The sequence below is a fragment of the Sinorhizobium fredii USDA 257 genome (genome assembly GCF_000265205.3).
In the GTDB taxonomy this organism is placed as follows: domain Bacteria; phylum Pseudomonadota; class Alphaproteobacteria; order Rhizobiales; family Rhizobiaceae; genus Sinorhizobium; species Sinorhizobium fredii_B.
The window spans coordinates 4,633,004-4,657,853 of the sequence record NC_018000.1 but is presented as its reverse complement, the minus strand read 5'-3'; the positions used below and the strand labels follow the sequence as shown (position 1 = coordinate 4,657,853).

Genomic DNA, 24,850 nt, shown 5'->3' with positions numbered 1-24,850 from the left:
CGCCGCTTGAGTACTATGCCCTCGGCTGGATCCAACTGTCCTCTGACGAAAATACTCGGCTGATCAGCCCTGTTGTTGCGCCGACATATCCATCCACATGAACTCCCAGACATGGCCGTCGGGATCCTGGAAGCTCACGCCGTACATTGATCCGTAGTCGATCGCCGGCTTCCACGGCTTGCCGCCGGCGGCGATCGCCTTGTCGAACATTTCGTCGCATTCGGCCCGGCTCCCGGCGGAAAGCGCGGTGATAACTTCCGTGGCCCTCGCCGTGTCGCTGATCTCACCGATGATGAAGTCGCGGAAGCGCGGCTCGGTCAGAAGCATGGCGAAGATGTTGTCGTCGATGACCATGCAGGCGGCCGAGTCATCCGAGAACTGCTCGTTGAAGGTGAAGCCGAGGGAGGAGAAGAATGCCCGGGAGGCTTTCAGGTCCTTGACCGGCAGATTGACGAAAATCATGCGCATGGGGTGCTCCTCGTGACTGATGTTGGTCTCTGCCGACAAGGACGAAACACGACCTCGCCGGCCGACAGGCGGAAGTGAGATCTAACTGGCGTCCCGGCACCGACTGTCAAGCATCGAGATCGGTCCGGCATCGGCGTGTAATTACGAAGCGAGGATAATATCCACTGCTCCAAGGCAGGCCGCCGGCAATCGACCTGCTGTCCCTCTCGGCGATCCCCCTTCGCACCATTTCCATTTGTGTTTTTGCGCTGCACAAGATAGACCTTGCAGCCAAAATTTGTGCAATTGCCTTTTCGCGGGGCTGGCCGCTCGCCATATCAGCGAAACGGGACGTTTCTTTCCCGTCCCGGCGGATTGGAGGGTCCGGAGATGAAGACCATAACCATCATCGCCGAGTTGCGCGCAGCCCTTGCAGAGCACCGGCGCGGCGGTAAATCGATCGGCCTTGTTCCCACCATGGGCTATCTTCATGTCGGCCACATGGAACTGGTGCGCCGCGCCCGCGATGAGAACGACGTGATCGTCGCCAGCATTTTTGTCAATCCGCTGCAGTTCGGCCCGAATGAGGATCTCGCCAAATATCCGCGCGATCTCGCCCGCGACGAGGCGATGCTGTCCGAAGGCGGCGTCGATTTTCTTTTCGCTCCGGGTGTTGCCGATATGTATCCGCATCCGATGGAAACCGTCGTCGACCTTCCGAAGCTCGGCTCCGAGCTGGAAGGCTCGGTGCGCCCCGGGCATTTCGCCGGCGTTGCGACGGTGGTCACCAAGCTCTTCAATATAGTCCAGCCGGATCGCGCCTATTTCGGCGAGAAGGATTTCCAGCAGCTCCAGATTATCCGCAGGATGGTCGAGGATCTCGCTCAGCCTGTTACCGTCATCGGCGTGCCGACCGTGCGCGAAGCCGACGGGCTCGCCTGTTCTTCACGCAACGTCTATCTCACTGCGGATCAGCGCCAGGCCGCCGCGATCGTGCCGAAGGCGCTGGACGAGGCCGAGCGGTTGATCGCCAGCGGCGTCACCGATCCGGCGGCTGTCGAGAAGGGCGTCACCGAATTCCTATCGAGCGAGCCGTTGGCGCGACCTGAGGTCGTGGCACTCCGCGATCCGCAATCGCTTGAGCCGGTCAGCGAGATCGGCGAAAAGCCGGTGCTGCTCCTGCTCTTCGTCCGCTTCGGCGCGACGAAGCTGCTCGACAATCGCGTCATCGCTCCGAAATCCGCCCGTTTTGCAAAGGTTGCCTGAGAATGAGCGTCCAGACCACGAAGCGGCGGCTCAGCCCCGCCAGTATCGAAGCCTTGAAGGGTGAACGGCCGATCGTCAGCCTCACCGCCTATACGACGCCGATCGCGCGGCTGCTCGACCCGCATGTGGATTTCCTGCTCGTCGGCGATTCGCTCGGCATGGTGCTCTACGGTCTCGACACGACCGTCGGCGTCACGCTGGACATGATGATCGCCCACGGCCAGGCGGTGATGCGCGGCTCTGAGCGCGCTTGCGTCGTCATCGACCTTCCGTTCGGATCCTATCAGGAATCGAAGGAGCAGGCCTTCCGCACTTCCGCACGCATCCTGAAGGAAACCGGTTGCAGCGCGGTCAAGCTCGAGGGCGGGGCAGAAATGGCTGAGACGGTCGATTTCCTCGTCAGCCGCGGCATTCCGGTGCTTGGCCATGTCGGGCTGATGCCGCAACTGGTCAACACCACAGGCGGCTATCGCTCCGTCGGACGCAACGAGAAGGAAGTGGCGAAGATCCGACGCGATGCCAAGGCGATCGACGACGCCGGCGCTTTTGCAATCGTGGTCGAGGGTACCGTGGAACCGGTCGCCCGCGAGATCACCGCGACCCTGCGTTGTCCGACCATTGGAATTGGCGCATCGCCGGCTTGCGACGGCCAAATCCTCGTCTCCGACGACATGCTTGGCATTTTCAACGATTTCAAGCCGCGCTTCGTCAAGCATTTCGCCGAGCTCGCTCCGGCGATCTCGAAGGCGGTGGAAGCCTATGCCAACGAGGTGAAGGCTCGCACCTTCCCGGGAATCGAGCATACGTTCCAGGTGAAGCGCTAGACCGGTCTTGAATGGCGACTGGGCAGCGGGTCATTCATGGCGCCAACGCGCCGTGGCTGGCTTCCCGTGACGAGCTCAGGAATGAGGGTGAGCGGGAGCTACGCCGCCTTTGGCGGTTCACGGTCCGGGGCGCGCCTGCTCTTCCAGCCATCATAAATTTCAATCACTGCATCAGCGCAATTGAATTGTCCCAGCCTGCCACAAGGCCTATCTGTCCCGCACAAGAGCTTTCGGGTGCGTTGGTCGCGCATCGTGCTCCGACGGGAGAGCATTTCATGGACAGAAACGAGTTCCGTCAGGGGCTTCGCGGCGGCTTCCCGATCATGGTGGCGGCATCGCCTTTCGGCGCTCTGTTCGGGGCGCTGGCCGTCGACAACGGTTTCACCATCGCCGATGCGGTGTTCATGAGCGCCATGGTCTATGCCGGCGCCAGCCAAATGGTCGGCATCGAGCTGTTCGGCAACAATGTCCAGCCCTGGTTAGTGGTGCTTTCGGTTTTCGCCGTCAATTTCCGCCACGTGCTCTATTCGGCTTCTATCGCCAGGCACATCCGCCACTTCACGCTGGTCCAGAAGTTCTTCGCCTTCTTCCTCCTGATCGATCCGCAATATGCGGAGAGCGAAAGGCGGGCCGAGCATGGCCTCCCGGTCAGCTTTTCCTGGTATCTCGGCTTCGGCCTAGTCATCTATTTCCCCTGGCTTATCAATACAGCAATCGGTGCAGCCTTCGGGCAATTGATCGGCGATCCGAAGGCGATCGGCCTCGACGTGCTGCTGCCCATCTATTTCCTCGGACTGGTGCTCGGCTTCCGCAAGCGCGACCGCTTCCTGCCCGTTGTCGCAGCCAGCTCGGTCGCCTCGGTTGCTGCCATGCATTTCGTCGGTTCGCCCTGGCATGTCAGCATCGGCGCGCTTGCCGGCGTCCTGCTCGCCGCCTGCTTGCCGCTGGAACGGGAGCCGCGTGAGATGCATGCCGTGGAAAAGGGGGCCTGAACCTTGGACGCTGAGCATCTCAACCTGATCTATCTGATCATCGCCGCGGCGGTCGCCACCTTCGCCACCCGGGTCGGCGGCTATGTGCTGATCACGCAGTTCAAGCAGATCCCGCCACGCCTCGAGGCGGCGCTGAACGCCGTTCCGGCCGCCGTGCTGACGACACTTGTGGCACCGGCCTTCGTCTATGGCGGCTTCGACGTCGCCGCTTCGATGTTTGTCGCCTTTGCGGCCGGGCTCCGCTTCTCGACGCTCCGGATGCTGCTCGTCGGCTGGGTTGCGGTGATGGTGGTCCGGCATCTGATCCTGTAGATCAAGCGCCGGCGCGCGGGTGGGAAGGCGGTGCATTGGCGCAGGCACGGTCCTATCATTCCTTCAATGCCGGAGAGGCATGTGCCCTCCGGCTGTGGAGGAGCGACAATGATTACCAGGATCTCAATTGCCCTTATGTTGGCGCTCGCGCCTATGGCCGCCTTTGCCAACCAGTGCCCCACGACGATGGCCGCAATCGACGCGGCTATGCCCAACGCCTCTCTTTCCGAAGCTGACAAGGCGAAGGTCATGGAGTTGCGGCAGAAGGGTGAACAGCTTCACCAGTCCGGCGATCACGCCGGTTCGGAGGCGGCGCTCGGCGAAGCAAAGAAAATGCTGGGAATCTGAATGGAAAGGCAGGCCCGTCCCGGCATTTCCGCTTCCTTTTTAGAGTTTGTCCCGGGAAAATTCGGTAGCTCGCGTGCAATCCAGTAAAATTCTCGGGTTACACGGGGGCGCCGGGGTGCCTATAACGGCGTTGTTGGTAGAGACATCGAACCTCCCAACGGAGGCCCGGCTGCCCCCCTGTAGCCCCAGCCCACGCCGCCGGGCCTCCCTTAGCAACCGCCATACGCGCCCTCTGACTCAGCGTGAACCCGGTTCCGTTGCGGCCTTCAGCCAGTCGCGCGTTTCATCATCGGCGATGAGCGGCAGCAGCTTTTCCCGGGTCTCGGCGTGGTAGTCGTTCAGCCAGCCGAGTTCCTCTTCCGTCAAAAGAGCCGGCAGGACGAGCCGGCGATCGATCGGGCAGTAGGTCAGCGTGTCGAAGCCGAGCATCGGCTGATCGCCGCCTTGGATTTCCGAGGCTTCCCGGACGACGACTAGGTTTTCGATGCGGATGCCGAAGGCGCCTGGACGGTAATAGCCTGGCTCGTTGGAAAGCATCATGCCGGGCAGCAGTTCCTGGGTGGCAAGCCGGGCGATCCGTTGCGGGCCCTCATGGACCGAAAGGTAGGAGCCGACTCCGTGGCCGGTCCCGTGCGCATAGTCGGCACCGGCCTTCCAGAGCGCGATGCGGGCGAGCGGATCGAGATCGACGCCGCGAGAGCCCTTGGGAAATCGTGCAGTGCTGATCGCGATCATGCCCTTCAGCACCAGGGTGAAGAAGCGTTTCTGCTCCTCCGGCACGCTGCCGATTGCAACGGTGCGGGTGATGTCGGTCGTGCCATTGACGTATTGTGCGCCCGAGTCGATGAGGAACATGGTCCCCGCCTCGATCGGCCGGTCGGTATCCGTGGTGACGCGGTAATGCATGATCGCGGCGTGCGAGCCTGCGCCTGCGATGGTGTCGAAGGAAATGTCCTTCAACGGGTTCTGCATGCGCTCGCCGACCGTGGCGCGCACTGCCTCCAGTTTCTCCGCCGCGCCGATCTCCGTCACGCTGCCGGGCTCGCTTCTGTCGAGCCAGGCGAGGAATTCGACCATCGCCGCGCCGTCCTGCAGATGCGCGCGCAGCGAACCGGTGATCTCTGCGGCGTTCTTGCGTGCGCGGGGCAGGCGCGCGGGATCGGCGGCCTCGATGACGGAGCCGCCCTTGGAGCGGATCAGTTCGCCGATTGCGAAGGGAGCGAGATCCGGATCGATCATGATCGCGGCGCCGTCCGAGGCGAGGGATGCCAGCCGTTCGTCGAAATTCCCGGGGGGCACGATATCCGCAAGCTGGGTCAGGTAAGCTTCCTGTTCGATGCCGGTCTTGCGCTTGTCGAGGAAAAGCTCGGCGCGGCCATTCGCATGAATGACGGCCCGCGCCAGCGGATGCGGCGTGTGCGGCACGTCGCTACCACGGATATTGAAGGTCCAGGCGACGGAGGAGGGGTCGGTCAACACCACGGCGGCCGCCTTGGCCTTTGCGACGGTCTCGGCAATCGCGGCGATCTTGTCCTTTGCCAATTGTCCCGCATGCTCGATCGGCTGGATGGTGACGCGGCCGAGGGGAGCCGCAGGCCTGGCAGTCCAGAGCCAGTCGAGCGGATTGTGGTCGAGAACGACGAGCGCGCCGCCGATTGTCGCAAGCGCCTTTTCGAGACGGCGGACTTCGGCCGCGGTGTGCAGCCAGGGATCGACGCCGAGACGGAAACCTTTCGGTGCGTGCGCCTCCAGCCAGACATGCGCCGGCTCGCCGACGAGGTCGCCGCCGGTAAAGACGTTGCCGTCCACCTGCTCCTTCAACTGGGTCACGTAGCGGCCGTCGACGAAGACAATTGCTTCACGCTGCGTGATGAGGGCGACACCTGCCGATCCGGTGAAGCCGGTCAGCCAGGAGAGCCGTTCGGACGAGGCCGGCACATATTCGCCCTGAAACTCATCGGCCCGCGGTACGAGGAACCCGTCGATCCCGAGCGGCGCGAAAGCGGCACGCAAGGCGGTGGCCCGCTCCTTGCCGAACTGGGGCGTGGAGGTGACTTCGAAGGACTGAAACATGGTTATTTCCATAGGGTTTGGCGGAGAACCGCAGGGAATGTGGCGCCATGTTAGCGGAAAGGTCGCTTCGGGGGAAAGAGGCGACATCCTGCCATGAACAACCCGCTCGCCGGGCGCTTCAACGCGTGCAGGATGATGATTTGGGATCGCGCATTTATCATACATATGCGTGAGGTGCATGGCTCCCATGCGCCAATGTATCTTTCTCTATTGAAATAATGGGTTATAAGCGCGCCAACGAACACGGACGAACGTCCGGCAGTTCAAAAGACTGCAGTTCCGAGATAATTGGTCGTCTGTTCTCCTCCTCCCTCAAGGTGGCCAATTTCGGAACGGTAGAGCCCGCTCGAGCGCTCCTCCTCCTCAAGCTCGCGGGCATGGTCGGTCACAAGCCGGCCAGCAGGCGATGCTTCGGCATCGCCTTTGTTTCGAAAAGGCCGCCCGCCATGATGGATCGGGCGGCCTTTTTCGTTTGTTGGTCTATCGAGCGCCGAAGTTGCACCACGGTAGGAAGCGCCACGCGAGGCGGTGCTGTCGAGGATATGGAGGAAGCCTATTTCGTCAGGTGGATCGTCACCCAGCCGTTTCTCCAGATCGTCCGCACATGCTTGAGCCGCTGGGCGTTATAAGCTGCAAGCACCTTCCAGCGCTGTTCGGCGAGGATGCCGGAAAGGATGACCGAGCCGCCGGGCGCGAGATTGGCGACGAGTTGGGGCGCCATCTTCATCAGCGGCCGCGCCAGAATATTGGCAATGACGAGATCGAAAGGACCATGCGCGCCGAAGGCGGTCGAATGAAAGCCGGGCGCGGTAGCAAAGGTCAGGCCGGCGACGACGCCGTTGCGGCGCGCATTCTCGCTGGCGACGCGGGTCGCGATCGCATCGATATCGGTCGCAAGCCCCGGCACACGCAGGAGCTTCCAGGCGGCAATCGCCAGCACGCCGCTCCCGGTGCCGAGGTCGAGGACGTTGCCGATACGGCGCGAGCGTGCCACGCCGGCAAGCATTTCCAGGCAGCCGGCGGTCGTGCCGTGATGGCCGGTCCCGAAGGCCTGACCCGCATCGATTTCGATGGCGATCTCGCCGGTCTTCACCTTGTCCCGGTCATGGGAGCCGTGGACGACGAAACGGCCGGCGCGCACCGGGGCGAGGCCCTCCAGCGACCTGGCAATCCAGTCGATCTCCGGCAGGACCTCACGCTCGATGGGAAGGTGGGAAAAATCGGCGGCGAGCGCATCGGCAAGGCGGGCCCTCACACTCGCCTCTTCGTCCGCCATCATATAGACAGAGGCTTCCCAGACGTCGCGCTTCTCGTCGATCTCCATGGTCGCGACCGCGTAACCCTCGTCTTCGAAGTTCACGCTCATGACGTCGAGAACGGCTCCCGCCTGCGTCTCGGTGGTGGTGACGAAAAGACGTATCTCGCTCAAGGTTTTTTCCTTTGGCTGCCTGGCGGCAATTGCGCGTCTCGATCAGGCGCGCGGGTTTCGCCGCTAACATGATTGGCGCACAAACGCAAAGCGCCGGAGTGACCGGCGCTTTGGATGGAATGACGCTGCCATCAGCTCTTTACGAGATTTTCAAGCTTCGTGACGGCCGTCTCGGGGTTTTCGCCATAGGAGATCGTGCCGCGGAACTTTCCGTCGGCGTCGAGCAGGAAGACCGAGGCCGTATGGTCCATGGTGTAGTCGCCGTCGGGCTTGGCTTCGTCGACCGGGACTTTCTTGTAGTAGACCCGGTAGCCTTTGACCATGTCCAGCACCTTGTCCGGCGGGCCGGAAATGCCGGTGATGCGTTTCGACACGTTGGAGACGTACTGACCGAGGATTTCCGGCGTATCGCGTTCCGGATCGACCGTGATGAAATAGGCCTGCAGGCTCTTGCCCTCGGGATCGACCTTTTCAAGCCAGCCATTCAATTCGAACAGCGTTGTCGGGCAGACTTCCGGGCAATGGGTGAAGCCGAAGAAGAGGGCGGTCGGCTTGCCGGCGAACGCCTTCTCGGTGATCGGCTGACCGTTCTGGGCGACCAGTGTGAAGGGCACGCCGAAGGGGCCGGCAGACGCCTGTTGTTTCGACTGGGTCATGTCGTAGGTGAGCCAACCCAGGAGGGCCACCATGACGAGGATGGCTGCCCAAAGGGCGATGCGTATTGACTTCATCATTGCCACCGGACTGTTGCGGCCGATTGTCGGCCGTCGATGAACACGAGGCTTTGATAGCGCTTCGGCAGCGGCGGTGCAAAGGCACAATTGCCGCAGGCGTTTCCTCGCTCAGCGGTGGCGGCTACTCCCGCCCTTTGCCCCTTTTTTTCAGAAGCACCAGGAAATGCCCGCCTGCGCGAGCGAGAGGAAGATATCCGCCCCATGGGCGATCCAGCCCTGGAAGGCGAACAGGAAGACGAGCGCGAGCGCGCCCGTGAGGAGGGCGAGGACGAGAGGCGAGAGCGACTTTTTGATGTCCGTACGCATGAGACGATCATAGCATCCTGAAACGGCAAGGAAAGAGTGGTCCGATCAACCCATTGGAGGAAATGGCCCCTTGTATTAGCGAATGTTTAAGGTCTCTTTGCCACTGTCGGCAGACGCGGAGAAGTGCACCACTTCGACATGACATGAGGTCATCCGGTTGATCGAGCCCGGCTATCCGCATCGATCGCAACGGAGGACCGCGCTCGCGTCGGGCAGGTCCATTTGCCACGGACTGCCACTCAATGATCACTTCTCCTTCTGAAAAGCGCACCCTCTCGGTCAGCCAGCGGCTGGCGACGCTCGCGGCTGCGGCCTTCCTCGGCTTTGGCTCCCTGCTTGGAGTCGGATTTTACCAGAATAGCCGCTCGGAAGTTGCGCTCCAGAAGGCAATCGTCGCAGAGGACGGCATGAAAACGGCCGGGGCAATGCGGTTTGCGAGCATAGGGTTGGTGCTGATCGCGATGGATTCGATCATCGATCGCGACGAGCGCAAGATCCAGCCGGAACGGGCAGCACAGATAAAAGCGTCTCTCGAACTGCTCGACGCGAAGACGCCAGAACTTGAAATCCTGGCGCGGCTGCTCGGCAAGTCCGAGCTTCTCGCGAGCTTCGAATCCGATCTCGCCGCACTGCGCAAGGCGATCGAAGTGGACCTGAAAGGATTGGTGGAGGCGGGTGCGCCGGCGGGGGATTTCGCTCGTCTGGACGACGCGATCGACGGCGGCGGCGAGCGCATGAATTCCCTGCTGACGGAAATCACGAACGCCGCGGCCAGCCTCGCCACGGAGCGGACCGAGGAGGCGCGGGTCGCCTCGAGCAACGCACTCATTTTGCAAACGGTCGTCGGTTTCCTGGCCATGGGTGGCATGCTGGCGCTGATCTGGTTCCACGGAAACGCGCTTCGCCGCGGGATCCTTGGCCTGCGCGACAGCATGCGGCGCATCCATTCGGGCGACCTCACATCGGCCGTGGCAGCCCTCGATCGTGGCGACGAGATCGGCGAGATGGCCCGCTCGGTGGACCTGTTCCGGACCGCGGCGACGGAAAAGCGCTCCCTCGAACAGCATGCCGCCGCAAGCCGAGACGAGATGGAAAAGGACCGCGAGCGCCAGGCCGTCGAGCGAGAGCAGGTGGTCGGTCGCATAAAGGCCGCAGCGGATGCTCTCGGCCGGGCGCTCAATCAGCTTGCCGAAGGCAATCTCGCAGTCGCGATTCGCGAGCCTTTCGAGGAGGGGCTCGACACGTTGCGCCGCGACTTCAACAACACGGTCGAACGGCTCAGCCATGTTCTGAGCAATGTGAAGGAGAATGTGGTCTCGATTGACTCCAACGGCCGACAGATGCGCAGCGCCGCCGACGACCTGGCGCGCCGGACGGAAAGGCAGGCGGCATCGCTTGAGCAGACGTCGGCAGCATTGGAAGAGATCACAGTTACCGTCAAAACGGCGACCGACCGCGCCGAAGAGGCAAGTCGTATGGTCGGCGAGACGCGCGTCAACGCCGAGGAATCGGGCCGTATCGTCGGTGAGGCCATCTCCGCCATGGCTCGTATCGAGGGGGCATCCAACGAGATCGGCAAGATCATCAACGTCATCGACGAAATTGCCTTCCAGACCAATCTCCTGGCGCTGAACGCCGGCGTCGAGGCCGCGCGGGCCGGCGAGGCTGGCAAGGGCTTCGCCGTTGTCGCCCAGGAAGTCCGTGAACTCGCGCAACGTGCGGCGGGTGCCGCGAAGGACATCAAGGCGCTGGTGTCGCGCTCAGGCACCGAGGTCGAAACCGGCGTCAAGCTGGTCCAGGCGACCGGCGACGCGCTCGGACGCATCGGCGCAAATGTCGTGCGCATCAACGAACATATGAGCTCTATCGTGCAGGCGGCGCGCGAGCAGTCGACCGGGCTCAACGAGATCAATGCCGCAGTCAGCCAACTCGACCAGATGACGCAGCAGAACGCCGCAATGGTCGAACAGACCAATGCGGCGAGCCATACCCTCGCACAGGATGCTGAGAAGCTCAGCGATCTTCTCAGCCAATTCCGCAACGGACGGGTCAGCGAGACGGCAATGCGGGTTGCCGCTCCAGCGACGGCAGCGCCGTCGATCAAGCCAAGCCCGGCAAGGTCGAACGCTCAACCCGGCGCAAGCAAGGCAGTGGCCGCAAAGTCCGTTGCGCTTCGTCAGCCGGCGGCAGCGCAGGCATCCGCCCGTCCGGCTCCATCTCCCGCCAAGGCTCTCATGGGCAAGCTGGCGGGCGCTTTCGGCAACACATCGGCCTCCGTGCCCTCCGTCACGGCCTCCGGTGACAATTGGGAAGAATTCTGATCATGAGCAACGCAATCAAGCAGTCTGGCGCCTATCTCGAAATCGTCTCCTTCCACCTCGGAGACCAGGAATTCTGCATCGATATCATGGCGATCCGCGAAATTCGCGGCTGGGCACCGGTGACGCCGATGCCGCACACGCCGCCCTACGTGCTCGGTCTCATCAACCTCCGCGGCGCGGTGATCCCCGTCATCGACATGGCGTGCCGCCTCGGCATGAAGATGACCGAGCCGTCGGAACGTTCGGCGATCATCGTCACCGACATCGCCGGCAAGCTCGTCGGCCTTCTGGTCGAGCAGGTTTCGGACATGATGACGATCCGCAGCGAAGACCTGCAGCCGGCGCCGGAAATCATCCCCGAAGCCCAGCGCGCCTTCTGCCGCGGCATCGTCGCGCTCGAGAAATCGATGGTCTGCTTCCTCAACCTCGATACCGTCATTGCCGAGGAACTGTCCCAGGCCGCATAGGCTTGAACGCAAGCCATGTTTTCCCCAAAGGGGCCTGCTAAAGCAGGCCCCTTTTTGCATGAGCCTCATCGCAGCGGCGCAGGTCGAGCGAGGGGCAATTCCGGATCGCGCTGAGATGAGCGAGCGTGACGAGTTGTCGAGCGCTGGCGAGGAACACCTGCACGGGAAACGAGTTATGGCAAGTGCAGCATCGGTGAGGAGGTCCTATATTGATAGTTGCAGCATCCGTTGGAGCTGGATGCTGCAACGGACACAGGAGCAATGCCATGAAAGTTTTTCTGAGAACATCTTTCGCTGCATTTGTCCTTTCATCCGCCCTCGTCGGGGCTGGCGTGCCGGCCCTTGCGAATGGCTTTTATCAGGGCATCGACCCGCATCATCCTCCGGGGACCCAGAACAGTGGGTCGGTGTACGTCCCTATGGTTGAGAGCCCGTATTACGTCGAGCCCAGGGTCTATGTCGATCCAGCGCCGACCGGCAGCATCTACGTCGATCCGGCGCCGACGGGCAGCATCTATGTCGAGCCGGTGCCTATGCGCCGCTTCGGCGGATCGCCTTCCCAGGTCCGTGAGCATTACGAGAATGAGTACCAGGGTGGCGGTCAGGGCGACTACTACCAGGGTATCATCCCTCCGGCACCAGTTCCCTGAGCGGCCAAAGGCCGGCAAGCAACGCCGACCCCTGCCGTCAAACAACGAACTTGCCACTCGACGACCAGACGTCGACGAGCCGTCGTCTGCCATGGGTCGTCAAGTTAAAGTTGCTTAATCTGTATCACGGTAGCATGAGCAAACGTGACGAAACATTGACTGTGCGGAGGAAGCCGAGGCTCCGAAAGGTGTTATCCTGGTAACTGCAGCATCCGCTAGGAGGCCGTATGCTGCTACTGTTGCATCCGTCAGGAGGCGAGGATGCTGAACGGAGATAGGAGTTAACGTCATGAGATTTTCTCTGAAAACGTCATTCGCCGCATTCGCCCTCTCGTCCGCACTTGCTAGTGTTGCCGTACCGGCCTTTGCAGACAGTTATTACCAAGGGATCGATACGAATAATCCTCCGGGAACGCAGAACCGTACGCGAGTGCTGATGCCCCGAAGGGCCGCCCCGTCGAATGTCGATGTCATGCCTACGGGTAGTATCGACGGCCAGCGTGTTTATCCGAGTGGCGGTGCTACCTATAGGGAAAGGTACGAGACGGGCGAGGGTCAATATTACCGCGGTATCTTCCCGCCGACACCCTGAAGGTCTGGAGCTATCGGGCCTGGTCTCCGGACCGGGTGGTTCAGCCAGGTTCGCTTTGAAGCACCCCTACTGCCGCCGCGATTGATCGCGGCGGCAGTGTCTATTGGGGGCGGCCCTTTTCCCAAGTGACGGTCTGGCCGAAGAGCGGCACGGTCGTGATCGACATCTTGGCAGACCCGTCGGTCAATTGGCGCGAGTGCGCAAGATAGATCAATGTGTCATTGGCCTTGTCGTAGATGCGGGTCACGAGCAGATCCTTCCAGATCAGCGACAGGCCGGAACGGAAGACTTCCTCTCCCTCGTTCGACAGATCGATATCGCCGATGGCGATCGGCCCGGTTTGGCGGCAGGCGATCGAATTATTCGAGGGATCCTCGAACCAGTTGCCGTTCTTCAAGCGATCGATGACGCTGCGGTCGAAATAGGTGACGTGGCAGGTGACGCCGTTCACCTTCGGATCGCGCACGGCGTCGATCTTGATATCGTTGCCGAGCCAGTCGACGCCGACTTTGCCCACCGTCTCGGCGCGAACAGGCAGGGTGGTCGCGGCCAGCAAGGACAGCGAGGCAGCGATAAGCAGGGTGCGGGTGCGGCGGAACATGGGTATCCTCCAATGAACGGCATCGTTCACATAGGTGGTCGCGTCGGCAATGCAAGACGCCGGATCCCGTGCTGCTTGGCCTCTCATGCAGTCTGGCGCAACTGCTCCCGGTGAGTGTCGGCTTCTCTGAGTTGCGCGGCAGCCGCTGCAAGTGCGCGGGCGCTCGCATCGACTTGGCGATGCCTGGCGATCGAGCAGCGATCGCGGCCATCGGCCTTGGAGTCATAAAGTGCCAGGTCCGCGCGGATCATCACGTCCATGATCGTGTCGCCGGCTAATGCGGCAGCGATGCCGATGCTGACCGTCAAGCGGATGCGCTGATGCGCGCGGCCGACTGGCGTATCGCGTACGGCGCGGCAGATCGCCTCGGCGACGGCTGTCGCCCGCTCCTCCGTATGGTCCGGCAGCACGATCCCGAATTCCTCGCCCCCGATCCGCCCAAAGATTCCGCGCCCGTCGAGGAATGCGGAAACGGTCTCGACGAAATGGGCGAGCGCCATGTCGCCGCAAGCGTGGCCGTAGTGGTCGTTGATCTGCTTGAAATAGTCGAGATCGAGCTGGAGGAAGGCAGCCGGGCGATGACGGGCAAGGCAGTCGGCGATCGTGCGTTCTCCGTCTTCGATAAGCGCTCTGCGCGACAAGGCGCCCGTCAAAGGGTCGCGGGCGAGCATTGTTCTCAGGCTGGCGATAACGCGGTTGTCAATCGTCAGGATCACGGCGACGAAAAGGGCGGGGAGGAAGAATATCTGCAGGAAGGCGAGGGAGAATTCGAAGGCGAGCGCTGCGGCGGAGAAGGGGGCGTCAGGGGACGCTTCGGGCGCGGACCCGACGGCGTGAACGAGCCCCGTAAGGGCAACCGCCAGCAAGCCGGTTGCCACGGCTCGAAATGCCGGCTTTTCCCTGGCCCCTCCGTCAAGGATTGGCAGGCCGATGACGACAAGGAGAGCCGCGCCGCAGCCGGCGATGACGAACATGCGTACGCCGAAGCTGTCTTGACCGCCCAGATCGACGAGAAGGCCGGCCGCGGCGGCCGCAAATGCGAGCGTGGCACAGAAGCCGATGGAGACCGACTGGTCGACGAGCCGGCGAAGGCCAAGAAGAATGGCGAAAAAGGCAGCTGTCATCGCCGCATGGCCGGGTATCGCGACCAGGGGGACGCTGAACGACGTCGCCGCCGTCAGCAGAGCAATTGCAATCGCCGATAGTGCACAGGCGATCGAGAATTCCCGCGCCCCTGCTGTCTCGGAGCTTCGCAGGCTTAGAAGGGCGGGCAGAAGTGCCAAATGCGCAATGACCGATATGGCAGGGAAAATGCTCATTTCGAAACGGCCTGTCGTGCTAAAATGAAGCGGATGGCTTTCGGGCCAGCCGTATGCGTGATGAAATTCGTAGCGGGGCCGTGTTAACGAAGGCCGGCCAAATTCGCTGCAATTTTAGCGTTTAGCTTTTCTCGCATTGGTTGCGATGAAATTTTTGAACGGAACAATGGATTCGGGTCGAGGAGGGCTGGGCTTTCGCTCAATGCATGGACGGCGAAGGGCCGATCACGTTTCGCGAAGTGCCTCGGTTCAACTCGTCGGACGATGGTCCGGAGCGTACGCCATGTCCCATGAGAGCCTTTGCTTTGCAGACAGGGTCGATGCCGGCCGAAGACTCGCCGCGGCGATAGGACCGGAGGGCTTTGCCGATCCGCTGGTGATGGCGCTGCCGCGCGGCGGCGTGCCGGTTGCCTTCGAGGTGGCGGCGATCCTCGGTGCCCCGCTCGAACTCCTGATCGTGCGGAAGATCGGTGCTCCCGGACATGCCGAATTCGGTCTCGGCGCGCTCGTCGATGGCGACGAGCCGCAGCTGGTCCTCAATGCCGAAGCGATGCGCCTCGTCAGTCCTTCCAAGGAATATCTCAAAGCCGAGACGGCGCGTCAGCGCCTCGAACTGGAGCGCCGCCGCAGGCTTTATCTGGGGGATCGGCCGCGCATTTCGCCGGAGAAACGCAACGTCGTCATCGTCGACGACGGGATTGCCACCGGCGGGACAGTAAGCGCTGCCGTTCAGGCACTCCGGAAGGCGGGCGCTGCGGCGCTGATGATCGCCGTTCCGGTGGCTCCGCCGAGTGCGATCGCCAGCCTCCGCCGTCAAGTCGACCGGGTCGTCTGCCTCGCGACGCCCCATCCCTTCCATGCCGTCAGCATCTACTACGACGATTTCGAGCAAACCACCGACGCCGAGGTGATCGCCCTCATGGGGCGCGCCAAGGGGGAGGGCCCAGGAAGCGCAGAGGGAAACGGCTCGACGGGTTCAGATGAAATTGAGTGATGAACGGCACGCGGCTGGCACATAGACCTCGCCGATATCAACGGTTATGCTGCGCCCCCGTAACGGCCTTTCCGGTGGGGTCTGCAATGAGCGTAAACCTATCCATCCGCCCGCTCGTCCGGAGCGATTACGACCAGTGGCTGCTGCTTTGGGAAGGCTACAACGCCTTTTACGGACGCTCGGGCGAAAGCGCTCTCGCTCAGGACATCACCTACATGACCTGGTCGCGCTTCTTCGATGCCTATGAACCAATGCATGCCCTGGTTGCCGAGAGCAAGGGCCGGCTGGTCGGGCTCACGCACTTCATCTTTCACCGTACCACCACGGCAATCCAGCCGAATTGCTATCTCCAGGACCTCTTCATCAACGAGGCGGCGCGCGGCAGCGGGGTCGGGGAGGCGCTGATCAACGGGGTCTTCGAAGCGGCAAGACGAGCCGGCACGTCGCGCGTCTACTGGCTGACCCACGAGACGAACCTCAAGGCGATGCGCCTCTACGACAAGGTCGCCGAGAAGTCCGGCTTCGTGATGTATCGGATGGTGATTTGAGGTCGCCCCGTCACACTCTTTCGACAAATCCATCCAGCACGCGCTTCTGACCGGCGCGGTCGAAATCGATCGTCAGCTTGTTGCCTTCGATCGCGGCAATGTTGCCGTTGCCGAATTTGAGATGGAAGACGCGGTCGCCGACACTGAAGCGCGAGGGTTCCGCAGTCGTCGACTTGGCGATGAGTTCGCCTTCAATGGTGCGGGTGCGGGGACCTGACTCGCCGTAGCCGATGCGCTCGACGGCGTGACCGGAGCGGGTACCCCAGTTGTCGCGGGTGGCGTCTGTGCGGTGCTGCTGGGCGCGTTTCCAGCCGGGCGTCTGGTAGGTGTTCTCGAAGGGGTCGGCCTTGTCGAAGCGCGATTGGCCGTAGCCGCCGCGATTGTAGCCGCCATAGGAGACGTCCTGCTCGGCAACTTCGATATGGTCAATCGGCAGTTCGTCCAGGAAGCGCGAGGGCATCGTCGACTGCCAGAGGCCATGGATGCGGCGGTTCGAGACGAACCAGATATGGCAGCGGTGCTTGGCCCGGGTGATGCCGACATAGGCGAGGCGGCGCTCCTCCTCGAGGCCGGCGCGGCCGCCTTCGTCGAGGGCGCGCTGGTGTGGGAACAGCCCTTCCTCCCAACCCGGCAGGAAGACGGTGTCGAATTCCAGGCCTTTGGCCGAATGCAGCGTCATGATCGACACGGCATCCATGTCCTCGTTCTGCTCGGCATCCATGACGAGCGCGACATGCTCCAGGAAGCCGCGCATCGATTCGAAGGCCTCCATCGAGCGGATGAGTTCCTTGAGGTTTTCGAGCCGCCCCGGCGCTTCGGCGGACTTGTCGGCCTGCCACATGGCGGTGTAGCCGCTCTCGTCGAGGATCTGCTCGGCAAGCTCCGTATGCGGCGTCGTTTCGAGCAAAGTCTGCCAGCGGCGGAAATCGGTGACGACGTCGAACAGCGCCTTGCGTGCCTTCGGCTTCAGCTCGTCGGTGTCGATGATCTCGGTTGCGGCGGCAAGCATCGGAATGTCGCGGGCGCGAGCATAGTCGTGCAGGTTGCGAACGGTGGTATCACCCAGGCCGCGCTTCGGCGTGTTGACGATGCGCTCGAAGGCGAGGTCGTCGGCCGGCTGGCAGACGAGGCGAAAATAGGCCATGGCATCGCGGATTTCCAGCCGCTCGTAGAAGCGCGGGCCGCCGATAACGCGATAATTGAGGCCGAGGGTGACGAAGCGGTCTTCGAATTCGCGCATCTGGAAGGAGGCGCGCACCAGGATCGCGATGTCGTTCAGCTTGTGCTTCTGGCGCTGGAGCTGCTCGATCTCCTCGCCGACGGCGCGTGCTTCCTCTTCCGAATCCCAGGCGGCGTGGACATGCACCTTCTCGTCGTCCGGATGGCTGCGCTCGGTGAAGAGCGTCTTGCCAAGCCGGCCCTCGTTGTGGGCGATCAGATGCGCGGCGGCGCCGAGGATATGTTCGGTCGAGCGGTAGTTGCGCTCGAGCTTGATGACCTTGGCGCCGGGGAAATCCTTCTCGAAGCGGAGGATGTTGTCGACCTCGGCGCCGCGCCAGCCATAGATCGACTGGTCGTCGTCGCCGACGCAGCAGATGTTGACGTGGGGCTTCCCTTCCGCCGTGCCGTGGGATTTCCCCTCCGCAACCCCTCCCCACAAGGGGGAAGGGCTAGACTGACGCGCCGCCGTGTCCTCATCTCTCGCGTGCGATGTGGAAAGGGAGGAGGCCGCACGGGCTTGCCCCTCCCCCTTGTGGGGAGGGGTTGGGGAGGGGTGTTCTTGAGGCGAAACTTGGTGTTTTCCCCGCGACCCCTGGTGCCGCTGCGCCAAGAGCCGCAGCCACATATATTGCGCCGTATTGGTGTCCTGGTACTCGTCGACGAGGATGTAGCGGAACTTGCCGTGATAGTCCTTGAGCACGTCCGGATTGGCGCGGAACATCCGGATCGGATGCAGGAGCAGGTCGCCGAAGTCGCAGGCATTCAGCGTTAGCAGCCGGTTCTGATAGGCGGCATAGAGCTCGCGGCCCTTGCCGTTGGCGAAGGCGCGCGCGTCGCCTTCGGGAATATGCGCCGGATCGAGGCCCTTGTTTTTCCAGGTGTCGATCATGCCGGCGAATTGCTTGGCCGGCCAGCGTTTGTCGTCGAGGCCTTCCGCCTGGATGAGCTGCTTGATCAGGCGGACCACGTCGTCGGTATCGAGGATGGTGAAATCGGACCTCAGCCCAACGAGTTCGGCATGGCGGCGCAGGAGCTTGACGCCGATCGAGTGGAAGGTGCCGAGCCAGGGCATGCCTTCGACCGCATGGCCGACGAGCACGCCGATGCGCTCCTTCATCTCGCGCGCCGCCTTGTTGGTGAAGGTCACGGCAAGGATCTGTGACGGGTAGGCGCGGCCGGTCGAAAGAATATGAGCGATGCGGGTGGTCAGCACGCGCGTCTTGCCGGTACCGGCGCCGGCGAGCACCAGGACCGGCCCCTCAAGCGTTTCGACGGCTTCGCGCTGTTCCGGATTGAGTCCGGAGAAATAGTCCGGCCGTTGGGTTTTGTCGCGGGCGGCCATGGCGCGCGCGGCGATGCCGCCGGCGGCAGGCGCGGGTTTGCGCGGCGCCGGCTCCTCGTCGAAGAAGGGAATGTCGTCGAAACCTTTGCTCATGCGGCCCAATGTAGTGATTCGGGACCGAAAGGCCAGAAAGGATGTTCCTCTTTTATTCCGGAGTCTCGTCGCATCCGAGCAAGCCTGTGGAAAGACTGGCGTTTTCAGGAGCGCGCTTTGACGTCGCTATCGATCGGCCATGGCGTCGAAGACCGGATCGACAGGAACCTGCAGCGCGGTCGCCAGCTGGTTGGTCTTGGCGGCCAGCGAAATGACGCGCAGCAGATCGGCGTGCGCGGCCTCGCTCATGCCCTTCGCCTTGGCGGCGGCCGTATGCGAATGGATGCAGTAGCCGCAGCCATTGGTGACGGAGACGGCGATATAGAGCATTTCCTTCACCAGCGGATCGAGCGCCGAGGGCGTCGCCATCACCGCCTTGACCTCCGCCCAGGTGCGTTCCAGGAGGTCCGGATCGAAGGCGAGCCAGAGCCACATATTGTTGACGAAGTCCGATTTCCGGGTGGCGCGGATATCGTCGAAAACCGCCTTCACGCGCGGGTCGGCTTCCGGATCGGACGGCGGGGCGACGGTGCTCATGCTTCCTCCTTCTCGCCGGTTCCTAGACGAGGGCGAACACGCGCGCCGGACCGCCGGTGCCGCCGCGGTGCTTCGGCGCGCCGAGAACGAGCGTCGCGCCCTTGGCCGGCAGCCTGTCGAGATTGGCAGCAGCCTCCAGCCCCCAGCGGCCCTCCGGCAGCCAAGCGCGGTGGGTGGCGAAATCTGGCGATATGCCGTGATCGAGCGAGAGCGTGTCGACGGCGATCCCGGCCGCCTTCGTTTCCTCGAGCAGGAACTTGGCGGTTTCGACATGGAAGCCGGGAAAGTGCAGCTTGCCCTCGCTGTCCGGGTTGCGGAACTTGTCCGTACTCACATGCGCCGACCATCCGGAGAGCATGGCGACGCAGGCGTTCTCCGGGATGTCGCCGTTGGTGGCGATCCATGCCTTGATATCGTCCGGCGTCACCTGCGCGTCCGGGTCGGCCGCGGCCTTCTCGCGAATGTCGACGACGCAGAGCGGCACGACGAGCTTCTCGACCGGCAGTTCGGCGACCGAAAGACCATCGACAGAGAAATGCAGCGGCGCGTCGACATGCGTGCCGGTGTGTTCGTTCAGCCGGAGTTCGAACAGGTTGAACGTGTGTTCGGCATAGTTGAATTTCTGCTCGCGGAAGAATTGCTGCTGGCCGAAGAAGGTCGGGAACTCTTCATGGGTGAGGTCGGTGAGGCTGGCATGGCCGGCTGCGAGCGCCGACGGCGCTATTCCCATCCCGGCGGCTGCAACGCCCGCTGTTCCCACTGCGGTGGCGCGGAAGAAGCCGCGTCGCGACAACATCTGCTGCTTTACCGATTCGATCACGCATGCATCGCACATGTGCTTTCTCCCCGCGCTTCAACGTCCGGCTTCAGCGGCAGAATAGCCGAGCCGCGGCGGCTGTAAACCCTGGTTATCCGGTGGAGCTGAGCGCTGGAGCGCCATGATGCGGACATCAAATTCTGCTTTCATTACAAATGCGTAATGATGGCGTTCCGAGATTGCCCGAAGGCGCGCTAATAACGATACTCTCGACAACTCGGAACGTTCCGCCGGTACGCGCCGCGCTGGAGCGCGTATCTTATTCGGAGACATGAATGCGCTTTTTGAAGCAACTGGCGATCAGCCTCGTCGTTCTCGTCGTCGGGGGCGTCGTCTGGGTGCGCTTTGTACCCGGAGCGGGAGAAACTCTGGGGGCGATCGGTGTTTCGCATCCGCTGATCGATGCGCTTTCGGGATCGCAAGGGGGGGAAGGCGCCGCAGGACAGCGCAATGGCGGGCGCGGAGAAGGTGGGCGCGGCGGCTTCTCGGACGGGGCGCTCGTGGTCGTGAGGCCGGCGGAAAGCGCGATCGTCAACGACCGCCTGAACGCCATCGGCAACGGCGAAGCCATCCGTTCGGTTACGGTGACGCCTGCTTCGACGGGCAATCTCACGGAAATCCTGGTAAAATCCGGCGACCGGATCGAGGAAGGCCAGATCATCGCGCGGCTTGACAACGACGAGCAGATGATTGCCGCCGAGCAGGCCAGGCTGACGCGTGACAGCGCCCGGGAAAAGGTCGAGCGCTATCGCAATCTCGGAACGGCGCGCGCGGTGACTGCGGTCGAGGTCCGCGACGCGGAGATCGCCATGCAGGCGGCCGAACTGGCGCTCAGGACGGCAGAACTGGATCTCAAGCGGCGCGACATCGTCGCGCCTTCAAAGGGCATCGTCGGCATCATCACCATCAATGTCGGCGACTACGTCACCACATCGACGCCGATCGCAGTCGTTGACGACCGATCGCAGATCCTTGTCGACTTCTGGGTGCCGGAACGCTTTGCCAGCAAGATTTCCGTCGGGCAGCCCGTCACGGCGAATGCAGTGGCGCAGCCCGGGCGGCAGTTGGACGGCGCCATCCATGCGATCGACAACCGTCTCGATCAGGCGAGTAGGACGCTCAGGGTGCGAGCGCGGCTGGAGAATCCGGACGACATGCTGCGCGCCGGCATGTCCTTTTCCGTCATGATGGCCTTTGACGGCGATCGTTACCCGACCGTCGATCCGCTGGCAGTCCAGTGGAGTTCGGAAGGGTCCTATATCTGGCGCGTCAATGGCGACAAGAGCGAACGGGTGCCGATCAAAATCATCCAGCGCAATCCCGACAGGGTACTCGTAGAGGCGCAAGTCGCCGAGGGCGACCGTATCGTGACGGAGGGTGTGCAGCGGCTGCGCGATGGCGGCGCGGTCCGCATCGCCGGTGAAGCGAGGTCCGAGCGCGAGCAGAAGGTGGCGGAGGACACGCAATGAACATCGGCATAGGCGGCCACCATGGCAGTTCGGCCGGCGGGCAGGGCGGAAAGACCGGCTTCACCGCGCTCTTCATCCGCCGGCCGATCTTCGCGCTCGTCGTCAACATGCTGATCGTGGTCGCGGGTCTTGCCGCCTGGAACGGCATCGAAATCCGCGAGCTGCCGCAGGTCGACCAACCGGTCATATCGGTCACGACGGAGTTCGAGGGCGCCTCGCCCGAGACGATCGACCGCGAGGTGACCTCGGTCATCGAAGGCGCTGTGTCGCGCGTCCAGGGCATCAAGGGCATCTCCTCTTCGTCGTCGTTCGGCCGCAGCCGCGTGACGCTCGAATTTTCCGACACGACCGACATCGGCCAGGCGGCCAACGATATCCGCGACGCGCTCGGGCGGATCACCGGCCAATTGCCGGATGACGCGGAGGAGCCGCGCATCGTCAAGGCCGATTCCGACAGCCAGCCGATCATGCGTCTGGCGCTGACCTCCGACACCATGTCGATGGAAGACATGACTCTGCTGGTCGAGAACGAGATCAGCGACCGGCTGGCGGCGGTCGAGGGCGTCGCCGATGTCACCGTCTATGGCGACCAGGAGAAGATCTTCCGCATCGACCTCAATCAGGCCAAGCTCGCCGGGCGCGGCGTTACCGTCGCCAATCTGCGCGAGGCGCTTGCCAATGCCTCCTATGATGTGCCTGCCGGGTCGCTGACGAGCGCCAGCCAGGATATTTCGGTGCGCGCGACGGCGGACCTGCAGACGCCCGAGCAGTTCGAGAACCTGATCCTCGGCAGCAATGTCAGGCTTCGCGATGTAGCGACGGTGACCCTTGGCCCGGACACGGGCAGCTCGGCACTGCGCTCCAACGGCCGCCAGGGCATCGGCCTCGGCATCATCCGCCAGGCCCAGTCGAACACCGTCGATATTTCCGAAGGCGTGCGCAAGGTGGTCGATACGATCTCCTCGGACATCCTGCCGCCGGGGACCGAGCTCAAGATCACCAGCGACGATGCGGTGTTCATCAATGGTGCAATCCATGAGGTGGAGATTGCACTCGGCGTCGCCGTCTTCATCGTCACGCTGGTGATCTATCTCTTCCTGCTCGACTGGCGCGCGACGCTGATACCGACGATCAGCATGCCGATCGCCCTGATAGGCACCGTGGCGGCGATCTATCTCGCCGGCTTTTCGATCAACATCCTGACGCTGCTCGCGATCGTGCTTGCGACCGGCCTCGTCGTCGATGACGCGATCGTCGTCTTGGAAAACATCGTGCGCCGCCGGGCGGAGGGGCTGGGTCCCCGCGCGGCCGCCGTGCACGGGACGCTCGAGGTCTTCTTCGCCGTTCTGGCGACCACCGCGACACTGGCGGCCGTCTTCGTGCCGCTTTCCTTCCTGCCGGGGCAGACCGGTGGGCTTTTCCGCGAATTCGGCTTCGTGCTCGCCTTCTCGATCCTGCTCTCCTCCTTCGTTTCGCTGACGCTCTGCCCGATGCTTGCCTCGCGCATGCTGACCAGCGAGGCGCATCCGCACCAGGGTCCGATGGCCCGTTTCGGCCAGCGCGCAGCGGCCTTCTATCGCGTCACGCTCCGGGCCTGCCTCAATGCGCCGCTTGTCGTCTTCACGGTTGCCGCCTTCTTCACTGTGGCCGGGGCGGCGGGCTTCATGACGCTGAAGTCGGAGCTGACGCCGAACGAAGACCGCTCGCAGGTGATGCTGAGGATCAACGCGCCGCAAGGCGTCTCGCTGGAATATACGCAGGCACAGATGCGCCGCATCGAAGATGGCCTGCAGCCGCTGGTCAAATCCGGCGAGATCACCAACGTGTTCTCGATTTCGGGCCAGGGCGGCTCTGCCAATAGCGGCTTCATGGTGCTGACGCTCGCCCCCTGGGAACAGCGTGACCGAGCCCAACAGCAGATCGTCGCCGACATCAACAAGGTGACCGCCACGGTTCCCTCGGTGCGGGCCTCCACCATCCAGGCGAACAGCCTCGGTATTCGAGGTGCGGGCAGTGGTCTCCAGGTGGCCCTGGTCGGCAACGACTACACGAAGCTCGGCGATGCGTCGGCCAAGCTCGTCCGGGCGATGGAAGATACCGGCCGCTTCGAAAACGTGCGGCTGAACTACGAGGCCAACCAGGCGCAATTGTCCGTGACGATCGACCGCGAGCGCGCCTCCGACCTCGGCGTCGACATCAGTGCCCTTTCCTGGGCGATGCAGGCGATGCTCGACGGTAGCAGCGTCGTCGACATCTTCGTCGAGGGCGAGGCCTATCCGGTCAAGCTGCTCTCCTCCACCACGCCGCTCAACGACCCGACCGACCTTCAGAACATCTTCGTCAAGGCCGGCGACGGTCGGATCGTGCCGATGTCGTCGATCGCAACGGTCGAGGAGAAGGCGGTGGCGCCGCAGCTTGCGCGTGAATCCCAGCTTCGCGCCGTTTCGCTGTCGGCCGGCTTGAAATCGGACCTGGCATTGGGCGAGGCGCTGTCGATGGTGGAAGAGATGGCCGAGCCGCTGCTGCCGCCGGGGTCGCGGATCATGCCGCTTGCGGAAGCCGCGACGCTCGACGAGAACGCCAGCGGCCTGTTCATCACCTTCGGCTTTGCGATCGTCATCATTTTCCTGGTGCTGGCGGCGCAGTTCGAAAGCTTCGTCAGTGGCTTGATCATCATGTCGACGGTGCCGCTCGGCCTTGCCTGCGCCGTCTTCGCGATGATCATGACCGGCAACACGCTGAACATCTATAGCCAGATCGGCCTCGTCATGCTTGTCGGCATCATGGCGAAGAACGGCATTCTGATCGTCGAGTTCGCCAACCAGCTGCGTGACCGCGGTCAAGACGTGCGCAGCGCCATCGAGAACGCCGCCAATATCCGCCTCAGGCCGGTCATGATGACGATGATCGCAACAATCGTCGGCGCCGTGCCTTTGGTGCTGGCGAGCGGCGCGGGGGCGGAAGCGCGCATCGCCCTCGGCTGGGTGCTCGTCGGCGGTCTTGGACTTGCGGTGATCGTCACGCTCTATCTGACCCCGGTCGCCTATCTCGTCATCGCCCGCTTCACCAGCCCGCATGCGGACGAGGAGCGCAAGCTGCACGAGGAAATGGATGCGGCGGCGGCGTTCAAAGGTTGAGGGACGGACTC

At 62.9% G+C, this 24,850-nt stretch carries 23 protein-coding genes; 13 read left to right on the top strand and 10 right to left on the bottom strand.

The genetic code is table 11. The features are described from left to right. Positions 1-63 precede the first annotated feature (63 nt). Complete coding sequence (locus tag USDA257_RS21850) at positions 64-468, bottom strand: VOC family protein (RefSeq protein ID WP_014765153.1); 405 nt, start codon at positions 466-468, stop codon at positions 64-66. 369 nt (positions 469-837) lie between these two features. On the opposite strand from USDA257_RS21850, the gene panC reads away from it, so the two are divergent. The 5 genes from panC to USDA257_RS21825 all read left to right on the top strand — a co-directional run bounded on the left by panC (position 838) and on the right by USDA257_RS21825 (position 4,189). Then, positions 838-1,713, top strand: coding sequence for a pantoate--beta-alanine ligase (panC, locus tag USDA257_RS21845; protein WP_014765152.1), 876 nt, complete (start codon positions 838-840; stop codon positions 1,711-1,713). 2 nt (positions 1,714-1,715) lie between these two features. Continuing rightward, on the top strand, positions 1,716-2,537 hold the full coding sequence (gene panB, locus USDA257_RS21840) for a 3-methyl-2-oxobutanoate hydroxymethyltransferase (protein WP_014765151.1): 822 nt from the start codon (positions 1,716-1,718) through the stop codon (positions 2,535-2,537). Positions 2,538-2,812: 275 nt separating this feature from the next. Continuing rightward, complete coding sequence (locus tag USDA257_RS21835) at positions 2,813-3,529, top strand: AzlC family ABC transporter permease (RefSeq protein WP_014765150.1); 717 nt, start codon at positions 2,813-2,815, stop codon at positions 3,527-3,529. A 3-nt stretch (positions 3,530-3,532) separates the two neighbouring features. Further along, positions 3,533-3,841: an AzlD family protein gene (locus USDA257_RS21830; RefSeq protein WP_014765149.1), complete on the top strand. Its 309-nt coding sequence runs from the start codon at positions 3,533-3,535 to the stop codon at positions 3,839-3,841. Positions 3,842-3,949: 108 nt separating this feature from the next. After that, positions 3,950-4,189 (top strand): hypothetical protein, encoded by a 240-nt coding sequence (locus USDA257_RS21825; protein ID WP_041414520.1) that lies wholly within the window; start codon positions 3,950-3,952, stop codon positions 4,187-4,189. 237 nt (positions 4,190-4,426) lie between these two features. Here the strand turns inward: USDA257_RS21825 and USDA257_RS21820 are convergent, their stop codons facing one another. The 4 genes from USDA257_RS21820 to USDA257_RS37225 form a co-directional block, all read right to left on the bottom strand. After that, complete coding sequence (locus USDA257_RS21820; RefSeq protein ID WP_041414518.1) at positions 4,427-6,262, bottom strand: aminopeptidase P family protein; 1,836 nt, start codon at positions 6,260-6,262, stop codon at positions 4,427-4,429. Between the two features lie 553 nt (positions 6,263-6,815). Then, positions 6,816-7,691 (bottom strand): 50S ribosomal protein L11 methyltransferase, encoded by an 876-nt coding sequence (locus USDA257_RS21815; protein ID WP_014765144.1) that lies wholly within the window; start codon positions 7,689-7,691, stop codon positions 6,816-6,818. Positions 7,692-7,822: 131 nt separating this feature from the next. Further along, positions 7,823-8,422: an SCO family protein gene (locus USDA257_RS21810; protein WP_014765143.1), complete on the bottom strand. Its 600-nt coding sequence runs from the start codon at positions 8,420-8,422 to the stop codon at positions 7,823-7,825. 150 nt (positions 8,423-8,572) lie between these two features. Continuing rightward, positions 8,573-8,731: a hypothetical protein gene (locus USDA257_RS37225; protein ID WP_014765142.1), complete on the bottom strand. Its 159-nt coding sequence runs from the start codon at positions 8,729-8,731 to the stop codon at positions 8,573-8,575. Positions 8,732-8,973: 242 nt separating this feature from the next. Between USDA257_RS37225 and USDA257_RS21800 the strand changes: the two genes are divergently transcribed. The 4 genes from USDA257_RS21800 to USDA257_RS38040 all read left to right on the top strand — a co-directional run bounded on the left by USDA257_RS21800 (position 8,974) and on the right by USDA257_RS38040 (position 12,761). Continuing rightward, complete coding sequence (locus tag USDA257_RS21800) at positions 8,974-11,052, top strand: methyl-accepting chemotaxis protein (protein ID WP_014765141.1); 2,079 nt, start codon at positions 8,974-8,976, stop codon at positions 11,050-11,052. A gap of 2 nt (positions 11,053-11,054) precedes the next feature. Then, on the top strand, positions 11,055-11,519 hold the full coding sequence (locus USDA257_RS21795) for a chemotaxis protein CheW (protein WP_014765140.1): 465 nt from the start codon (positions 11,055-11,057) through the stop codon (positions 11,517-11,519). 266 nt (positions 11,520-11,785) lie between these two features. Further along, on the top strand, positions 11,786-12,169 hold the full coding sequence (locus USDA257_RS21790) for a hypothetical protein (RefSeq protein WP_014765138.1): 384 nt from the start codon (positions 11,786-11,788) through the stop codon (positions 12,167-12,169). 289 nt (positions 12,170-12,458) lie between these two features. Next, a complete protein-coding gene (locus USDA257_RS38040) occupies positions 12,459-12,761 on the top strand; it encodes a hypothetical protein (RefSeq protein ID WP_080605664.1) in 303 nt (100 codons plus the stop codon). A 100-nt stretch (positions 12,762-12,861) separates the two neighbouring features. On the opposite strand, the gene USDA257_RS21785 is transcribed toward USDA257_RS38040, so the two are convergent. Next, entirely contained in the window at positions 12,862-13,362 is a 501-nt protein-coding gene (locus USDA257_RS21785; RefSeq protein ID WP_014765137.1) for a CreA family protein, read from the bottom strand. Between the two features lie 83 nt (positions 13,363-13,445). Then, positions 13,446-14,681, bottom strand: coding sequence for a GGDEF domain-containing protein (locus USDA257_RS21780; protein ID WP_014765136.1), 1,236 nt, complete (start codon positions 14,679-14,681; stop codon positions 13,446-13,448). A 283-nt stretch (positions 14,682-14,964) separates the two neighbouring features. Here USDA257_RS21780 and USDA257_RS21775 point away from each other — a divergent pair, with 283 nt between their 5' ends. Both USDA257_RS21775 and USDA257_RS21770 read left to right on the top strand, forming a co-directional pair. Beyond that, the gene (locus tag USDA257_RS21775; RefSeq protein ID WP_014765135.1) at positions 14,965-15,675 is read left to right on the top strand and encodes a phosphoribosyltransferase; all 711 of its coding nucleotides are present in this window, start codon (positions 14,965-14,967) and stop codon (positions 15,673-15,675) included. Positions 15,676-15,761: 86 nt separating this feature from the next. Further along, on the top strand, positions 15,762-16,223 hold the full coding sequence (locus USDA257_RS21770) for a GNAT family N-acetyltransferase (RefSeq protein ID WP_014765134.1): 462 nt from the start codon (positions 15,762-15,764) through the stop codon (positions 16,221-16,223). 10 nt (positions 16,224-16,233) lie between these two features. Here USDA257_RS21770 and USDA257_RS21765 read toward each other — a convergent pair whose 3' ends face one another. The 3 genes from USDA257_RS21765 to USDA257_RS21755 form a co-directional block, all read right to left on the bottom strand. Continuing rightward, positions 16,234-18,879 (bottom strand): ATP-dependent helicase, encoded by a 2,646-nt coding sequence (locus USDA257_RS21765; RefSeq protein ID WP_014765133.1) that lies wholly within the window; start codon positions 18,877-18,879, stop codon positions 16,234-16,236. A 126-nt stretch (positions 18,880-19,005) separates the two neighbouring features. After that, positions 19,006-19,416: a carboxymuconolactone decarboxylase family protein gene (locus tag USDA257_RS21760; RefSeq protein ID WP_014765132.1), complete on the bottom strand. Its 411-nt coding sequence runs from the start codon at positions 19,414-19,416 to the stop codon at positions 19,006-19,008. A gap of 22 nt (positions 19,417-19,438) precedes the next feature. Then, positions 19,439-20,251 (bottom strand): cyclase family protein, encoded by an 813-nt coding sequence (locus USDA257_RS21755; RefSeq protein ID WP_014765131.1) that lies wholly within the window; start codon positions 20,249-20,251, stop codon positions 19,439-19,441. A gap of 257 nt (positions 20,252-20,508) precedes the next feature. Between USDA257_RS21755 and USDA257_RS21750 the strand changes: the two genes are divergently transcribed. Both USDA257_RS21750 and USDA257_RS21745 read left to right on the top strand, forming a co-directional pair. Then, the gene (locus USDA257_RS21750) at positions 20,509-21,702 is read left to right on the top strand and encodes an efflux RND transporter periplasmic adaptor subunit (protein WP_014765130.1); all 1,194 of its coding nucleotides are present in this window, start codon (positions 20,509-20,511) and stop codon (positions 21,700-21,702) included. Next, complete coding sequence (locus USDA257_RS21745; RefSeq protein WP_014765129.1) at positions 21,699-24,839, top strand: efflux RND transporter permease subunit; 3,141 nt, start codon at positions 21,699-21,701, stop codon at positions 24,837-24,839. Before USDA257_RS21750 ends, USDA257_RS21745 begins: the two co-directional genes overlap by 4 nt. The last annotated feature ends 11 nt before the right edge of the window (positions 24,840-24,850 follow it).

Coding starts and splice junctions, on each gene's coding strand:
- USDA257_RS21810 (WP_014765143.1), bottom strand. CDS start 8,422: ATGAAGTCAATACGCATCGCCCTTTGGGCAGCCATCCTCGTCATGGTG.
- USDA257_RS21820 (WP_041414518.1), bottom strand. CDS start 6,262: ATGTTTCAGTCCTTCGAAGTCACCTCCACGCCCCAGTTCGGCAAGGAG.
- USDA257_RS21795 (WP_014765140.1), top strand. CDS start 11,055: ATGAGCAACGCAATCAAGCAGTCTGGCGCCTATCTCGAAATCGTCTCC.
- USDA257_RS21760 (WP_014765132.1), bottom strand. CDS start 19,416: ATGAGCACCGTCGCCCCGCCGTCCGATCCGGAAGCCGACCCGCGCGTG.
- USDA257_RS21790 (WP_014765138.1), top strand. CDS start 11,786: ATGAAAGTTTTTCTGAGAACATCTTTCGCTGCATTTGTCCTTTCATCC.
- USDA257_RS21780 (WP_014765136.1), bottom strand. CDS start 14,681: ATGAGCATTTTCCCTGCCATATCGGTCATTGCGCATTTGGCACTTCTG.
- USDA257_RS21750 (WP_014765130.1), top strand. CDS start 20,509: ATGCGCTTTTTGAAGCAACTGGCGATCAGCCTCGTCGTTCTCGTCGTC.
- USDA257_RS37225 (WP_014765142.1), bottom strand. CDS start 8,731: ATGCGTACGGACATCAAAAAGTCGCTCTCGCCTCTCGTCCTCGCCCTC.
- USDA257_RS21800 (WP_014765141.1), top strand. CDS start 8,974: ATGATCACTTCTCCTTCTGAAAAGCGCACCCTCTCGGTCAGCCAGCGG.
- panB (WP_014765151.1), top strand. CDS start 1,716: ATGAGCGTCCAGACCACGAAGCGGCGGCTCAGCCCCGCCAGTATCGAA.
- USDA257_RS38040 (WP_080605664.1), top strand. CDS start 12,459: ATGAGATTTTCTCTGAAAACGTCATTCGCCGCATTCGCCCTCTCGTCC.
- USDA257_RS21850 (WP_014765153.1), bottom strand. CDS start 468: ATGCGCATGATTTTCGTCAATCTGCCGGTCAAGGACCTGAAAGCCTCC.
- USDA257_RS21765 (WP_014765133.1), bottom strand. CDS start 18,879: ATGAGCAAAGGTTTCGACGACATTCCCTTCTTCGACGAGGAGCCGGCG.
- USDA257_RS21835 (WP_014765150.1), top strand. CDS start 2,813: ATGGACAGAAACGAGTTCCGTCAGGGGCTTCGCGGCGGCTTCCCGATC.
- USDA257_RS21825 (WP_041414520.1), top strand. CDS start 3,950: ATGATTACCAGGATCTCAATTGCCCTTATGTTGGCGCTCGCGCCTATG.
- USDA257_RS21745 (WP_014765129.1), top strand. CDS start 21,699: ATGAACATCGGCATAGGCGGCCACCATGGCAGTTCGGCCGGCGGGCAG.
- USDA257_RS21770 (WP_014765134.1), top strand. CDS start 15,762: ATGAGCGTAAACCTATCCATCCGCCCGCTCGTCCGGAGCGATTACGAC.
- USDA257_RS21785 (WP_014765137.1), bottom strand. CDS start 13,362: ATGTTCCGCCGCACCCGCACCCTGCTTATCGCTGCCTCGCTGTCCTTG.
- panC (WP_014765152.1), top strand. CDS start 838: ATGAAGACCATAACCATCATCGCCGAGTTGCGCGCAGCCCTTGCAGAG.
- USDA257_RS21755 (WP_014765131.1), bottom strand. CDS start 20,251: ATGTGCGATGCATGCGTGATCGAATCGGTAAAGCAGCAGATGTTGTCG.
- USDA257_RS21775 (WP_014765135.1), top strand. CDS start 14,965: ATGTCCCATGAGAGCCTTTGCTTTGCAGACAGGGTCGATGCCGGCCGA.